At 33.5% G+C, this 14,572-nt stretch carries 15 protein-coding genes and 2 pseudogenes; 14 read left to right on the top strand and 3 right to left on the bottom strand.

Features of this window, described 5'->3' with window-relative positions:
• The first annotated feature begins 34 nt into the window (after positions 1 to 34).
• Positions 35 to 484, top strand: a complete 450-nt coding sequence (locus AC4NPH_RS06910) for a GNAT family N-acetyltransferase (protein ID WP_098197147.1) — start codon at positions 35 to 37, stop codon at positions 482 to 484.
• Positions 485 to 628: 144 nt separating this feature from the next.
• A complete protein-coding gene (locus AC4NPH_RS06905; RefSeq protein ID WP_053487071.1) occupies positions 629 to 1,393 on the top strand; it encodes a methyltransferase domain-containing protein in 765 nt (254 codons plus the stop codon).
• Positions 1,394 to 1,444: 51 nt separating this feature from the next.
• On the opposite strand, the gene AC4NPH_RS06900 is transcribed toward AC4NPH_RS06905, so the two are convergent.
• Together AC4NPH_RS06900 and AC4NPH_RS06895 are read right to left on the bottom strand one after the other, a co-directional pair.
• The gene (locus tag AC4NPH_RS06900; protein ID WP_013056337.1) at positions 1,445 to 1,945 is read right to left on the bottom strand and encodes a GNAT family N-acetyltransferase; all 501 of its coding nucleotides are present in this window, start codon (positions 1,943 to 1,945) and stop codon (positions 1,445 to 1,447) included.
• A 109-nt stretch (positions 1,946 to 2,054) separates the two neighbouring features.
• Positions 2,055 to 2,699 (bottom strand): YczE/YyaS/YitT family protein, encoded by a 645-nt coding sequence (locus tag AC4NPH_RS06895; RefSeq protein ID WP_013056338.1) that lies wholly within the window; start codon positions 2,697 to 2,699, stop codon positions 2,055 to 2,057.
• Positions 2,700 to 2,813: 114 nt separating this feature from the next.
• On the opposite strand from AC4NPH_RS06895, the gene AC4NPH_RS06890 reads away from it, so the two are divergent.
• From AC4NPH_RS06890 to AC4NPH_RS06880, 3 genes and pseudogenes are all read left to right on the top strand, one after another.
• Positions 2,814 to 3,266: a MarR family winged helix-turn-helix transcriptional regulator gene (locus tag AC4NPH_RS06890; protein WP_063671139.1), complete on the top strand. Its 453-nt coding sequence runs from the start codon at positions 2,814 to 2,816 to the stop codon at positions 3,264 to 3,266.
• Between the two features lie 19 nt (positions 3,267 to 3,285).
• The gene (gene paiA / locus AC4NPH_RS06885) at positions 3,286 to 3,810 is read left to right on the top strand and encodes a spermidine/spermine N(1)-acetyltransferase (protein ID WP_035439286.1); all 525 of its coding nucleotides are present in this window, start codon (positions 3,286 to 3,288) and stop codon (positions 3,808 to 3,810) included.
• A gap of 26 nt (positions 3,811 to 3,836) precedes the next feature.
• Positions 3,837 to 3,977 (top strand): annotated as a pseudogene (locus AC4NPH_RS06880) (type 1 glutamine amidotransferase domain-containing protein); the annotation flags it as partial.
• Positions 3,978 to 4,098: 121 nt separating this feature from the next.
• Here the strand turns inward: AC4NPH_RS06880 and AC4NPH_RS06875 are convergent.
• Positions 4,099 to 4,293, bottom strand: a complete 195-nt coding sequence (locus AC4NPH_RS06875) for a hypothetical protein (RefSeq protein WP_013056341.1) — start codon at positions 4,291 to 4,293, stop codon at positions 4,099 to 4,101.
• 236 nt (positions 4,294 to 4,529) lie between these two features.
• Here AC4NPH_RS06875 and AC4NPH_RS06870 point away from each other — a divergent pair, with 236 nt between their 5' ends.
• The 9 genes and pseudogenes from AC4NPH_RS06870 (at position 4,530) to AC4NPH_RS06830 (ending at position 14,560) form a co-directional block, all read left to right on the top strand.
• On the top strand, positions 4,530 to 4,994 hold the full coding sequence (locus AC4NPH_RS06870; RefSeq protein ID WP_063671140.1) for a hypothetical protein: 465 nt from the start codon (positions 4,530 to 4,532) through the stop codon (positions 4,992 to 4,994).
• Positions 4,995 to 5,043: 49 nt separating this feature from the next.
• Positions 5,044 to 5,299: pseudogene (locus tag AC4NPH_RS06865) on the top strand (hypothetical protein); the annotation flags it as partial.
• Positions 5,300 to 5,884: 585 nt separating this feature from the next.
• Positions 5,885 to 6,409, top strand: a complete 525-nt coding sequence (locus tag AC4NPH_RS06860) for a hypothetical protein (protein ID WP_097812100.1) — start codon at positions 5,885 to 5,887, stop codon at positions 6,407 to 6,409.
• A gap of 168 nt (positions 6,410 to 6,577) precedes the next feature.
• Positions 6,578 to 7,249: an HAD family hydrolase gene (locus AC4NPH_RS06855; RefSeq protein WP_013056345.1), complete on the top strand. Its 672-nt coding sequence runs from the start codon at positions 6,578 to 6,580 to the stop codon at positions 7,247 to 7,249.
• 645 nt (positions 7,250 to 7,894) lie between these two features.
• On the top strand, positions 7,895 to 10,408 hold the full coding sequence (locus AC4NPH_RS06850; protein WP_491938672.1) for a PEP/pyruvate-binding domain-containing protein: 2,514 nt from the start codon (positions 7,895 to 7,897) through the stop codon (positions 10,406 to 10,408).
• Positions 10,409 to 10,500: 92 nt separating this feature from the next.
• Positions 10,501 to 11,085, top strand: coding sequence for a TetR/AcrR family transcriptional regulator (locus AC4NPH_RS06845; RefSeq protein ID WP_013056347.1), 585 nt, complete (start codon positions 10,501 to 10,503; stop codon positions 11,083 to 11,085).
• A 16-nt stretch (positions 11,086 to 11,101) separates the two neighbouring features.
• Positions 11,102 to 12,448 (top strand): MFS transporter, encoded by a 1,347-nt coding sequence (locus AC4NPH_RS06840; protein WP_025601767.1) that lies wholly within the window; start codon positions 11,102 to 11,104, stop codon positions 12,446 to 12,448.
• Between the two features lie 313 nt (positions 12,449 to 12,761).
• Positions 12,762 to 13,613: a transketolase gene (locus AC4NPH_RS06835; RefSeq protein ID WP_306472910.1), complete on the top strand. Its 852-nt coding sequence runs from the start codon at positions 12,762 to 12,764 to the stop codon at positions 13,611 to 13,613.
• On the top strand, positions 13,613 to 14,560 hold the full coding sequence (locus AC4NPH_RS06830) for a transketolase family protein (protein WP_491938671.1): 948 nt from the start codon (positions 13,613 to 13,615) through the stop codon (positions 14,558 to 14,560). The genes AC4NPH_RS06835 and AC4NPH_RS06830 overlap by 1 nt, the downstream gene beginning before the upstream one ends.
• Positions 14,561 to 14,572 lie beyond the last annotated feature (12 nt).

Genomic DNA, 14,572 nt, shown 5'->3' with positions numbered 1-14,572 from the left:
ACGTATAGCATAATGACAGATAAGGGGAAAATGTATGGCCCATTTTAATGTTGATATTGTTCACTATCATCCTCAATTTGCTGAGCAAACGGTAAAAATGTGGAGAGATAGTAAAGAAAAAGCGATTGAACAAAAGGAAATGCACAGTTTTGACCGTCATGTCTATTTTTTAAATCATATATTGTCAGCACACTATAAAATTGAATTAGCGTTAATGGATGAACAAATAGTAGGAATGATTGCTTATCATGCTGACGAAATTAGCCAACTGTACGTTCATGTAGATTATCAAGGAGGAGGAATCGGACAGCATTTACTCGAAAGAGCCAAGACAGAATCAAATGGAAAATTAATATTAAGTACATTTGAACGAAATAAAAATGCCCAGAGGTTTTACGAGAAACACGGCTTCAGTATTATAAAAAGAGGATGTGAAAACGAAGAGAAACTACCCGATATTACATATGAATGGACAAACAAATGAAGCATACGTAATTTTAATAAAGGAGCGGTTAGTGTGAATACGTTAGCACATGAAACATAACAACGCTGTCTATATGTCCGTGGTCCGCCTTTTACTAGTTTAGGATAGATGATTAATGCTAGCTATAAAAAGGAGGAGTTTAATATGATAACGGACAAACATTTTTTAAACCCTGTAAACAATACAAATGTTGATTTTACTGGATGGGATTTTTCTATTATTACTCGTACTGGTCGTATGGATAGCGACATGCTTTCGTGGTCATACGGAAGTGAAGCTTTTCGTCTTATTCAAGACTCTAATGCCGCTTTAGATATGGGAACAGGAGGAGGAGAATTTTTATCTTTGTTACAGCCTTTTCCTCACGTTATGTATGCTACAGAAGGATATAAACCTAACGTTCCAATCGCTAAAAAACGTTTAGAACCGCTTGGTGTCAAAGTTGTTGAACGAACTGAAGACGAAAATTTACCGTTTAAAGATGATACTTTTGATTTGATTTTGAACCAGCACGAATCTTTTTGTGCTTCGGAAGTACACCGAATTTTATCAACCCAAGGCACGTTCTTCACTCAGCAAGTAGGCGGGTTAGACTGTTCACGAATCAATGAATGTATAGGGGCTCCAATAAATAAAGAGTTTTCCAACTGGAATTTAAAGAAAGCAATAGAAGAACTTAAACAAAGTTCTTTTAACGTCATTTCTTGCAAAGAAGAGTTTCCTGTACAGAGATTTTATGATATCGGAGCGCTCGTCTTTTATTTAAAGGCAATTCCTTGGCAAGTTCCTAATTTTGATGTAGAAACATATATCGAAGGGTTGTATAACATACATGGAATTATACAGTCTAAAGGTTTCTTTGACGTAAAACAACATCGTTTTATTATTAGAGCTGAGGCAAATAAATAGATAATCACACAGAGAAAGCGGGTCTCTAACTGGAAACCTGCTTTCTCCGTTTTAATTATGTAATTGTTTGCTAGATAAATCTAGCTCAAAAAGAAGAGAATTTCGATCTGGATAATCATATTGAACTGTCAGATCCTTTTTGGTCACTTGTTTAAACCCAGCTTTTTTATAGAAATTATGTGATCGAGTAGCTTGAGATGGAGTATCTAAAATAATTTTAGAAAACCCGTGCTTCTGCACAAAAAGAAGTAAAGAAGCATAAAGATTTTTTCCTATTCCAAACTCTTTTCCTCTATAGTGCTTGTATACAAAAAATTTCTTTAATATGCCTATTTCATTGGTTTTCTTTTGCAATCCAATACATCCTACTACTTCTTGCTTATCATTCAAAGCTACCCAAAAGTTACCGCCGGTATGGAGATAGTTTGACTTAATGTCTAAAATATCGGGCTGTTCTTCAACTCTAATACCTACACCAGCTTCTACATTTTGTACATGCAATATTAGTTGAATAACTGCTTCTTTATACTTATCTTCATACAATACAATCATTGATTAATAATAACTCCTTTCCTTCATTAAATGTTTCCTCCTCATTGCTCTTATTATATCTAGTACTATGGTGCAAATATATTATGATAGTTGAGTAATAAAAATGTATCTATATGGAACGCTTGTTATCTTGAATATGATTTTGTGAGGTATGAGATTTTGGTAATATGCAGTCTAATGCTCTTTTAGTAATGGGCATAAAAAAATTAAGCAGCACGCCGCCTAAAAACACGGTTAATAACGTTCCTACACCAATTGGTCCGTTTAAAAGCATCGCAGCTAGTAAAAATGTGAAGTAAATCAATGTTCTTGCGAGAAATAAATTTGTTTTAACTAGTTTTTGTATGATTAATGTTAAGCGATCAATTGGAATGGGTGCAAAGTTTGTATGTAAATAGGCTGAGGTTCCTACACCTATAATGATTAAGCCAATTCCAAAACAACATAATTTGCTGTACCACATTTCAAAGGGAGCCCAATTCTGTAATAAAAAAAGCCATAAATCAATACCAAGACCCGTTATGAATGCTGTTAACAGTCCCAGTACTTCCGGCTTTTGTTTGCTTAAAAGGGCATTACCACAAATTAAAACACAGGCAAGTATAATTTCCCAGCTTCCAACGCTAAGACCTACGTTTAGGGATAGTCCAACTAAAAGTGCATCAAAAGGTGAAGCTCCTAGGTTGGATTGGATCGTCAAAGCAATTCCCAGAGTTAATAGTAAAATTCCTCCTACATAAATAGCATATTTCACTGTAATCAGCCCCTTTACTCATTTTTTTGTTGCAAATGCAACTATTTCAAGGTACATTAAACTTATATTATTTTTATTGTATTTGCAACAAAAATATGTACAAAGGAGATATTTATGAGTGAAATTCTGCGTGAAATTGGAATGATAGCAAGAGCATTGGATTCGATTAGTAATATAGAATTTAAAGAGTATGACCTGACTAAGGGGCAGTATTTGTATTTAGTGCGAATATGTGAAAATCCCGGAATCATTCAAGAAAAGTTAGCTGAGATGATAAAAGTAGATCGAACAACAGCGGCTCGGGCTATAAAAAAGCTTGAAATGAATGGTTTTATTGAGAAGAAAGACGATCTCCACAATAAAAAAAATAAAAACCTTTTTCCCACTGAAAAAGGGAAGAACGTGTATCCGTTTATAAAAAGAGAAAATGATTATTCGGATACAGTGGCATTAGAAGGTTTTACCCAGGAAGAAGCAGATACCATTCTTAAGCTGGTTCAAAGAGTAAGAAAAAATATAGAAACAGATTGGGAGTTTGTCAAAAAAGGAAACAAGAGAAATTATTAATGATATAAAGGAGAGGCGCATGTCAGTGATGATGGATATAAAAAAATGTACTCTTGAAGATGTAAATCACCTTCAAAATATTAGCTACAAAACATTTAATGAAACGTTTAAAGATCAAAATTCACCTGAAAACATGAAAGCTTATTTAGAAAAAGCATTTACAGTCGAACAGTTAGAAAAAGAACTATCAAATACGTCCTCGCAATTCTTTTTTATGTATGTTAATCATGAAATTGCAGGTTATTTAAAGGTTAATACGGATGATGCTCAATCTGAAGAGATGGGGGAAGAAGCGCTTGAAATTGAAAGAATTTATATAGGTAACAGCTTTCAAAAACGAGGGCTTGGTAAACATTTATTTAATAAAGCAGTAGAGATAGCAACGACACTTAATAAAAAGAAAATTTGGTTAGGCGTATGGGAAAAAAATAAAAATGCGATTGCTTTTTACAAGAAACAGGGATTTGTTCAAACTGGATCTCACTCGTTTTATATGGGAGACGAAGAACAAATAGACTTTATTATGGTTAAAACACTTTTATAGTTTTTTAAAAGATAAATAAAGTATAACTTCGTGAGCTAGGCGCTGAGTTTATTGCAAAAGATAATTGGACAGATCATATTGAAGTAGACGGAAAACTTTTAACAGGGCAAAATCCACAGTCTACAATCAGCCTCGCAAAAGAATTTGTACGTGCTTTAAACGCATAAAAGTATCTATAACCCTAATGGGGATGTCTCATGATTGATTGAGACATCCCCATTTCTTTAGGGTGAAATAAAATGAGAATTAAGGAAAACAAAAAGGGCGGCTATCTAAATAGCTGCCCTTTTATTTATTAGAAGATTTATTTCTGAAAATGTATGTAGTAATTCCTGTCACAATGATAACAGCCACAATACAAATGATCAGACGAACAATCTGTGTCACAAAGATATTATCTGCAATACTCATGTGTTTCGTTAGAATTAACGTTCCATAAGCAGCTAAAACAGATAAAAACATATTGACGATTCGTTGAGCCATGTTGTCGTTACTCCTTTCGCTTCACTACTTTACACTTTAACATATGTGCTCACTGTAAAAAATATCGAATTACAAGTATGTCAGAAAATCAGCACTCCAGGAAAAGAATCTACTTGTAAGGAAGTAGCTGATATTATATTAGTTATGGCGACTAAACGCAGTTCAGAGAAGGAAATGAGATTCGTTTAGTCGAATTTAACATGCTTATATTCTTTTTTTAGATAGGTGGGAAAAGCTTGTTTGATAAATTGAAAAAGCTATTTATGGATAAACAGGATCAGGAAGCAGATGACAAATACATTTTAGTCCCTGAGAGTGAAATAAATGAGACTTTAAAAAGAGATATAGTGAAGTTGGAAGAAGTAGGAGAGACATACTGCAAAAGTCTTCAGCACAAATATAGAAGTAAATTTGAACGTGATGGTAAGCAGAACTTAAAAGTATGGGTGTGCCGAGATATTGATGGCGACCAACTACCAAATCTAAGTTCGAAGCAGTGTTTAGAAAAAGAATATCGTTCCCAAGTGGCAATAAACTTTGATGGGTTTACAGACGAAGAAGATGCATACGTTCATTACATCCAATTGTGGTATTACTTTAGTGGGTATTTTAAAGGGACAGGCACTTTGTATGATTTGTCAAAAAATCGTTTAGAAGCTGATATTGAAGAAAAGTTAGAAGAATTACTGAACCAATTATAGATTTCTACTTAGCACTGAGATTATTTGTTAATACACAGGGGGAAGGAATATGAGGGGGCGGCCCGAGTTAGAAATAGAAAGGGAAAAAATTTATAAAACGAAAAAATCCTAATGGAACATTTATAGAGCGGGTTGTTCAAGTGCCTAAGGAAGAAAATATGTTAGATTTTATTCTAGAAATCAAAAATTTAAAGAAAAAGGAACTTTCTTATAAAAGTTTATTGGTAACGACTGAAAACTGGTACGATTCTTTTCGTCTTGCTAGAGGAGATCTGAAATGGGTATCTTTGCATACAGTAGCGGTATGAGACTTGATTTTTCGTTATCTAGCTATGTTATCAGGATTAGGAATAGCTCTTTAAACCTTTTTGATCCTATAAATCAAGGGATTACGCGCTGGTTGATGGTTATCTGCGGTTTATTCATCTTTAGTAGTCATTTAAAATTCATCTTAGATAAGAAATCGAAAACAACGGATAATCAAAAGAAGACCTACTAATAAGAATTTCTTTTGATGTTGTAATGTTGATAAACAGTATTATGTAAATGAAAAACCTATGGAATACGTAGGAGAGAAATAAAAAAGAAAATTATATGTTATAATAATCTTAAATACCCAAATAAAGGAATTTTGTGTTGTTATGAATCGTAAATTTAATTCTCTATTTATAGTCTATCCTATCGTTTTCTTTGTAGTGCGTACTGTTTTTTCTTTTGTGAAAAATAGCGCTGCGGAATCTGTCTATGAGACGTTAGCTATACTTGCCATGTATTACTTTGCAGTTAGTGTTTTCTATTCGATTGACTTGTATATGCAAAAGAAAAATAGTTAATAGATTAGAAAATGCTGAGAGTCAGAGTAAAAACAAACGATATAAAGGAATCTAACAGTGCGCATTAAGAATTATTTTTTGTTTATCTTTCCACTCATTTTACTATTATTAGCCAGCTGCGATCCATCTTCTACGCCTAAAGAAAAATACTATTCAAGCACCAAAAGCACAAACCTTCAATTAGAAAACGTTAAATCAGTATCAATAGGAAGTTCTAAATATGACGTAGCCAGTTGTTTAAAGAAGAAACCAAAATTTATAGAGGTTACGGAGCAGCCTCCGTATACTACCTACATTTACGGAGAAAGTACAGAAAAGTATGATGTTGAATTTAAAATTGTAAATAATAAAGTCAGCAGATATGACTTGCTTAGTAACAAGTATGGTACGGAAAAGGGAATACATACTGGTGACAGCAAAAAAGATGTCATTAGGGCATATGGAGAAAATTATTACGAAAGAGAAGATACCGGAGCAACAATAATAGGGTATTTTGATAAAACTCATAAACTCAACATTGAGTTTTCTTTAGATGATAATAGTAAAGTTGGAGGTATTTTGGTTCAAAAAATAAATAATTAGGATGAGTAATAATGATCTATTTGCAAAATGAAAAAGAGCACCTATAAATGATTAGGTGCTTTTTTGTGCTGAGAACATTCATTATGGTTTTTAACAACTGCGGGTTTTCCTTTTTATGGTATTATATATAAATACATATTTAATACTGCCGAAAGAGGGAGATACTTAATGTTGCAATCACTGATTTTTGATATGGATGGAACGCTGTTTCAAACAGATAAGATTTTAGAATTATCACTTGATGATACCTTTAACCATTTGCGTGCACTCAATCAATGGGATACTGGCACTCCTATTGATAAGTATCGTGAGATTATGGGTGTACCTTTACCAAAAGTATGGGAAGCTTTATTACCTATTCATTCAGGTGAAATGAGAAAGTATACGGATGACTATTTTTTGAAAAGCTTAGTGGAGAATATAAGAAAAGGGAAGGGTGCTTTATATCCCAATGTAAAAGAGGTCTTTAGCTATTTAAAAGAAAATAATTGTTCCATTTACATAGCAAGTAACGGTTTAAGGGAATATTTAGAAGCGATTGTAGACCATTACGATTTGAATAATTGGGTGACAGAGACATTTAGTATTCAACAAATCCAAACTCTCGATAAAGGAGAGTTAGTCAAAACGATTATAAAGAAATACGATATCAAATACGCTGCAGTAGTAGGAGACCGCCTATCTGATATCAATGCTGCAAAGGATAATGGTTTAATGGCAGTGGGGTGCAATTTTGATTTTGCTCAAGAAGCTGAACTTGCGCAGGCTGATGTGGTAATAGATGATTTGAAGGAGTTAAAAACTATTGTATCTAACATAAATAGTAGCTTGTCAATCTAAGATCCTCGTACATAACCATTATAGATGGTTAATGTCTCAATTATAGACCTAAATCTACTGAAGTTGAAACATAAATAATGAGCGGTTCCCTTGCAATTTAAAATGTTTACATAATCTTTTCTTGTCATTAATAAATGGTTTACAATACTGAGCTATGCTTAGGTTAAGATTTCCAAAATAGTTTTATATTAAAAATAATTCTATGAGAAAGGAGATTTTTGATTATGACTTCGCATATGATTCGTAAATCTGATAGCGCTCACTTATGTATTAGAGGGTATAAGATAAAATTGACACTCAGCCAGTGGAAGCTTGTAAGAACTCGGAGATAATGGTTAACCCAACTATTAAAAGAGGAAAACCTCCATCTTAATTTAGATGGGGTTTTTTGCATTTCTTTTATTAACCTTTTAATTGGTTAACTATTTAGACTTTATAATAAAAAAGACTAATAAAAGTTAAAAAATGTAATAAAAAAGAGAAATATTATTTAAGTGAAATTAAAATAAAGCACAACTAAATATGCATTTTTTAAATGTTTTACCACTTTTTATTGACCATAAAAATTTAAAAGAATTAAAATAAATATAAAGTAAGTAATTACTTACATTTTAAAATTGTTTTGTAGGAGGATGAATATTTTTAATGTATAGTTTAAGTTTTCAAAAGGTGGACGAGGCGAATGAAAAAGTTGGAGCAAAAGCTTTAAACCTTATAAAAATGAAAAGAAAAAATTTACCGATTCCAGATGGGTTTATTATTCAAACGGAAGCTTTAAAGCGATATATCGAATGGAATGAGATTGATCGTCAAACAGATAATATACACGAGAGAATTTTGCACGGGGAAATTCCTATTGAAATTGAATCGGATCTCGTAGAGGCATTTCGAAACCTAAAGTGCTCTTATACGTCAGTAGCTGTTCGTTCATCATCCAGTGCTGAAGATTTAGAAGGCGCATCTTTTGCTGGCCAGTATGAAACCTATCTTAATGTGAAAAGTACCGAGGATTTTTTGAGTAAAGTGAAAGCGTGCTGGGCCTCATTTTTTACTGAAAGAGTCGAACAATATACTCAAAATATGTATGCTGATTTTGCTGAAGTTTCAATGGCAGTTGTTGTTCAAGGGTTAATTGAGTCCGAAACATCGGGAGTCATATTCAGTCAAAACCCCGTCACTCATAATACAAAAGAAATGATGATTAATGCCAGCTACGGACTAGGAGAAGCAATCGTATCGGGCTTAGTAACACCTGATGTTTACCTGGTTAATAAACAAACCTTTGAGATAGAGAAAGAAAAAGGGCTAAAGGAAGTAAAAATAATTCCACTTGTTGAAGGCGTTGAAGAAATCGAAACAACGGAAGATGAGCAGCAAAAGTTTTGTTTAACAGACGAGAAAATCATTGAATTGGCCGAAATAACAAAAGAAGTAGAAGCTCTTTACCAACATCCCGTAGACATAGAGTTTGGTATTCAAGACAATCAAGTATATCTATTACAGGCAAGAGCGATTACCACGTTAACAGAGGCCAAAGAATTAACTCCTTTCCAAAAAGATATATCTTTAAATTTCGAGGATATGGAAGAGTTTTGGATTTTAAATGACACAAGTTTTTCTCATGCTGTTAGTCCTTTGTACGCTTCATTTATTATTCCGGCATTTTCTGAAGGAACAGCTTCTAGTTTTCAAAAGTTAAACTTTATATTTAATAGACTTAATTTAAAAGTGTATAAAGGACATATCTACACAAGAACGGAGCCTTTTAAAGGAGATTCTGATAAGAGAAGCCAAGAACATAAAGAATTAATGGAAAGTATTTATCCAGTCTTAACAAAACGAATGAATCAAATTATTAAGGAACAATTTTTACCTTACTATGACAAATTAGATAGCTCTACCTGGGAAAATCTCAACCTTCAGAGAGGAAAAGAGATTCTTCAAAGTTTGACTGATTTTTATAAAACGGCATATGATTTGCATTTTGACATTGTTATGCCTCAAATGTCTTTAAATACTATAGTTGAAGAATACTATAAAAACCTTACAAATAAAAAATCCGGACATGATGTTTATGAGCTATTAACCGGGAAAATGAACAAATCGTTGGAAACGGATCAACAGCTTTCTAGACTTGCTTTAATAGTTAAAGGCGATGCGGAACTTACTAAGATCTTTCAAGAAGAATGCACAGAAACTTTATTAAAGAAATTAGAGGAAAATAAAGCAGCAAAAAGCTTTATGGCTGAAGTAGATGCTTTTCTAAAACAGTATGGATATCGAAGCGTTGTAAGTCACGATTTTGTAGGAGAAACTTGGCTAGAGAATCCTCTTCACGCATTATCAATTATTCAAGGATATGTTAATGACGGTTACAACTTTGATGAGAATTTCAAACAGACGGTCAAAAAACGTGAACAGAACTATAATGAATTGTTGATGCAGATAGAGGATAGCCAACATAAAGAAGAATTTAAAAAATATTATCATTGGGCATTAGATGCATCCGTTATAAGAGATGACCATCATTTTTATATCGATGCAATGTTGGATGCAAAAGCCCGTTTATTCCTACTCAAGCTAGGTAATTTACTAGTACATCATCATGTTTTTCTAGTGAAAGAAGATATTTTCTTCTTATATCTTGATGAGCTAGAGTCTCTTTTAGAAAATCCAGTAGACATGACAGAATTAATTGAGAAACGTAAAAAAGAACACGCAGAACATGAGAAAATGTCTAATTTGCCTAAATACTTCGGCGTCCCTGAATCAGCTCAGCTGAAAGAAGCTGAGAAATATATGGGAGCTATTGAGGAAAATGACGCTAACAGCGAACATTCTATTAAAGGGTTAGCCTCTTCCTCGGGAACATATACTGGAAAAGTAAAAGTCATTTCAAATACGAAGGAATTTTCCAAGCTGGAAAAAGGTGATGTTTTAGTATGTAAGACCACTACTCCACTTTGGACTACTTTATTTCAGACTGCGGGGGCCGTTATTACTGACGCTGGAGGTATTCTTTCTCATTCGGCAATAATTGCACGTGAATATGAAATTCCTGCAGTGGTTGGTACGAAAATAAGTACGGATAAGCTAAAGGATGGCGATATGGTTATGGTCGATGGTACGAATGGAATTGTCACGCTTTTAAATGAATAAATAATTCTCTTCGCTTCCATTTGACAACAGCTCTTTTTCCTTTATATACTGCCTAATGGAAAGTAAATACTTACATTCAGGAAGCATAAAGGATGATTAACATGAAAAAAGATGAAACAAAAAAGAAGATAACAAAAGCTACAATAGAACTGCTTAAAGAAAAAGGCTATAAAGGTACTACCACTAGAGAAATTGCAGAACAAGCTGGCGTTAATGAATTAACTGTTTTTCGCCACTTTGGCAATAAAGAAGGCATTATTCAAGCTATTGTCAAAACAACAAGCTTTTCGCTTGAGATTTTTGATAAATCAATTGAATGGGAGCTTGAAAAAGATTTGACGAATTTCGGTTACCTGTTACTAAAAGACTTTGATAATAACCGAGACATGATTTCAATTGCTTTAAAGGACCCTTTAATTTTCTCACAGGCGCACGAAGAAATTTTAAAAAAAATTAATGATACGAAAGAAATACTAAAAGAATACTTTGAAGAAATGCAAAAGAAAGGATATATCAAAGAATTAGATTGCTGTACACAAGCGGAGATTTTCCTAAGTACGTATTGGGGATATTTTATGTATAAACTAAATTTTGGAGACAAAGCCTTACATGCAGATTATCAAAATATGATAAAAAACAGTATAAAAACGTTTATAAAAGGAATTTCTCTCCATTAAAAGGAGGCAATAATGTTTGGGTAAACATAAAGAGCTTATCTTGATTATTTCATTACTAATTGGGACATTTCTTGTACCAATAAATTCGACAATGATTGCCGTTGCTCTATCAACCATATCAGCTCATTTTAATGAACCACTTGCAAATATTTCGTGGGTAGTAACTATTTATTTAATTGTAATGGCTGTTACTCAGCCTATCGCTGGAAAGCTAGGAGATCTATATGGAAACAGAAATATCTATTTATGGGGCGTAGTGTTCTTTCTTATAGCATCTTTAGGCTGTATATTTTCAACTAATCTCATTTCCCTTATTATCTTTCGATCACTGCAGGCAGTAGGAGGAGCTTTACTTACTCCAAACACTATAGCAATCATTAGATATGTGGTGCCAAAAGAGAGGCTTCCTAAAATTTTAGGTGTATTTGGAATGGGAATGGGCTTGGGTGCTGCAATTGGACCATTGCTAGGGTCTGTACTGCTTGAAAACTTCAACTTGGAAGCTATATTCTGGGTGAATGTTCCTTTTCTTTTCTTAGCTTTAATCAGTGGAATAGTTATGATTCCTAAATTTAATGTTAAAAAGCAAACAAGCACTTTAGATATTCAAGGCTCCATTTATTTAGCAATTAGTATTTCTTTATTGATCTTGTTGACACACGGTATAGAATTTACTAAGGCTTTAATAATGGGAATAATATTTATTTTATCTACAATCTTGTTTATCAAAAGAGAAAATACGACAGAAAACCCGATTATCGATTTTTCTTTATTTAAAAATTCCACCTTTACAAGCGCTAATTTATCTATTATGCTTAGCAATTTTGTTATGTATGTGATTTTGTTAATTATGCCTCTGTTAATGAAGTCTCAATTTCATTTATCTACAGCGCAAACAGGGCTTGTTTTATCAGTTTTTTCGATTTCAATGTCTTTAAGCGGCTGGATAGGAGGATTATTAAACAATAAGTTTAGTTCTAAAAAAGTGATTGGATTTTCTTTTGCAATGATTATCGTCTCTAATATTCTTTTTTTATCTTTAGAGAATGTTGGATCTATTCTTTTTCTTATAGTGGCTTTAATTATTGGAGGTTTTTCTACAGGAATAGGTTTAACAAGCATGCAGGTTGCCTCGCTGGACTCCGTAAGTAAAGAGCAATCTGGTACAGCCTCTGGCATTTACTCAACGTTTCGTTATTTCGGAAGTATTGTTTCATCCACGCTTATTGCTCTCGTTACAAGCTATAACTACATCTTTATTATTTTAGGAGTATCGGGGATAGTAGGTATACTAGTAGCTAAAAACATTAAATCTGGTAGCCAAGACATGATAAGCAGCAATAATTCCAGTGCAAAAGCATAGTTGTTTTTTGATAAAGCTTTTGGTTATATACACCAGTTACTAATCAATCAATAAAAAATAAGTACTGCTTCTAAAATAGGAGCAGTACTTATTTTTTTGCTTAAAAATCTTAGACAAAATGGCAGATGAATTCATCTGTTCCTTCAAAAATGACTTGTTTTAAATAAAAAAATTCTAATAATTCAATCTTGTTATTGACGAACTCGCATTTCAGATGTACACTTAAGTCACAAAGCTACTTAGTATACAAGTTACCTAAGTGTACTAAATTATATTTTAATGGATATATCATTTAGAAAACAGCAAGTCATAAATTAATGAGGTGACTAAAATGAAAGAAATTAGTATTGAAGAGTTAAAAGAAAAAGCCATTCAATTAAGAAAAACAGCTCTTACAATGATTTATGGAGCACAGTCTGGCCATCCAGGAGGTTCACTTTCTGCAGCAGATATTATGGCAGCGCTTTATTTTAAAGAAATGAATGTTGATCCGCACAACCCTAACTGGGAAGATCGTGATAGATTTGTACTTTCTAAAGGTCACGTTTGTCCCATTCAATATTCTGCTTTAGCTTTACGAGGATTCGTTCCCTATGAAACGATATACACGTTAAGAGAATACGGTTCTCCGTTTCAAGGGCATCCAGATATGAAAAAGTGCAAAGGTATTGATATTTCAACAGGCTCACTAGGACAAGGACTTTCGTGTGGCGTAGGTATGGCAATCGCAGGGAAACGAGATTTTAAAGACTATAGAGTTTTTTCTTTAGTAGGAGACGGAGAATGTCAAGAAGGACAAATTTGGGAAGCTGCTCAAACAGCAGTTAAGTACCAATTAGATAATTTAGTTGTATTTGTAGATAATAACAGACTTCAAATCGATGGATTTTGTGATGAAATTATGCCATTGCAAGATTTAGAGAAAAAATTTGATGCGTTTGGTTTTGAAACAAAGCGAATTAACGGACACTCCATGGAAGAGATTGTAGAAACATTGGATGAAGTAAGAGTAGCGAAGAATGGAAGACCAAAATGTATCATCTGTGACACGGTAAAAGGTAAAGGCGTTTCGTTCATGGAGGATGTGGCTGATTGGCACGGGGTTGCTCCTAATGAAGAACAATATCATCAAGCACTGGAAGAAGTAGCAGGAGGTTTAAGGTAATGAGCATACTAGAAAAAGATCTTACAGTAAAAAAAGCTACGAGAGAAGCCTTTGGAGATGAAATCGTAAAATTAGGGAAAGAAAATAAAAATATTTATGTCATTGATGTAGATATTGCAAAGTCGTGTAAAACAGTAAACTTTATCAAACAATTACCCGACCAGCATATTAATGTTGGTATTGCAGAGCAAAATGCAGCTGGGTTAGCAGCTGGACTTGCTACGACTGGTAAAATTCCTTTTGTAAGCACTTACGCGGTTTTTGGTTCGTTAAGAATGCTTGAACAAATTAGACAAGAAGTCTGCTATCCTAACTTAAATGTAAAGATTGCTTGTTCACACGGCGGTTTAACGCCAGCTAATGATGGCGGAAGTCACCAAGCTATAGAAGATATGGGAGTATTAAGATCGGTTCCAAATATGACCGTCATTATGGGAGCTGACTATTATTCTACTAGAAAACTAGTAGAACAAGCTGCTAAAGTGTACGGACCTGTATATCTTCGTTTTACTCGCGATACGGTTCCAATGATTTACGATGAAAATGAAGAGTTTACAATTGGAAAAGCCAAGAAAATTAAAGATGGAAGTGACATCGCTATTATTGCCAACGGTGATACAGTACGACTCGCTTTAGAGGCAACTAAAGAATTAGAGAAACAAGGCATATCTGTGAAATTACTAGACATGCATACTATTAAGCCTTTAGATCGAGAAGCAGTGGTTGACTGCTTAAATATCGGAAAAATCATTACGGTTGAAGATCACAATATTCTAAATGGCCTTGGCAGTGCCGTATGTGAAGTAGTTGCGGAAGAAGGAAAAGGTACAGTTCGAAGAATTGGTGTAAAGGATCAATTTGGACAATCTGCGCCTTATGAAAAACTATTAGAGTTAAATGGAATTACTGTAGAAAATATTATTAAAACAGCTAAAGAACTGATTTAAGACTAACTAAAT

It is taken from the genome of Priestia sp. MDV22-iso46 (assembly GCF_058629175.1).
This window is presented reverse-complemented; position numbering and strand designations above follow the sequence as displayed.

Bases quoted from the DNA above. Each gene is read 5' to 3' on its own strand.
- AC4NPH_RS06890 (WP_063671139.1), top strand. From the start codon at position 2,814: ATGAGTGAAATTCTGCGTGAAATTGGAATGATAGCAAGAGCATTGGAT.
- AC4NPH_RS06910 (WP_098197147.1), top strand. From the start codon at position 35: ATGGCCCATTTTAATGTTGATATTGTTCACTATCATCCTCAATTTGCT.
- AC4NPH_RS06850 (WP_491938672.1), top strand. From the start codon at position 7,895: ATGTATAGTTTAAGTTTTCAAAAGGTGGACGAGGCGAATGAAAAAGTT.
- AC4NPH_RS06855 (WP_013056345.1), top strand. From the start codon at position 6,578: ATGTTGCAATCACTGATTTTTGATATGGATGGAACGCTGTTTCAAACA.
- paiA (WP_035439286.1), top strand. From the start codon at position 3,286: ATGTCAGTGATGATGGATATAAAAAAATGTACTCTTGAAGATGTAAAT.
- AC4NPH_RS06905 (WP_053487071.1), top strand. From the start codon at position 629: ATGATAACGGACAAACATTTTTTAAACCCTGTAAACAATACAAATGTT.
- AC4NPH_RS06845 (WP_013056347.1), top strand. From the start codon at position 10,501: ATGATTAACATGAAAAAAGATGAAACAAAAAAGAAGATAACAAAAGCT.
- AC4NPH_RS06875 (WP_013056341.1), bottom strand. From the start codon at position 4,293: ATGGCTCAACGAATCGTCAATATGTTTTTATCTGTTTTAGCTGCTTAT.
- AC4NPH_RS06900 (WP_013056337.1), bottom strand. From the start codon at position 1,945: ATGATTGTATTGTATGAAGATAAGTATAAAGAAGCAGTTATTCAACTA.
- AC4NPH_RS06830 (WP_491938671.1), top strand. From the start codon at position 13,613: ATGAGCATACTAGAAAAAGATCTTACAGTAAAAAAAGCTACGAGAGAA.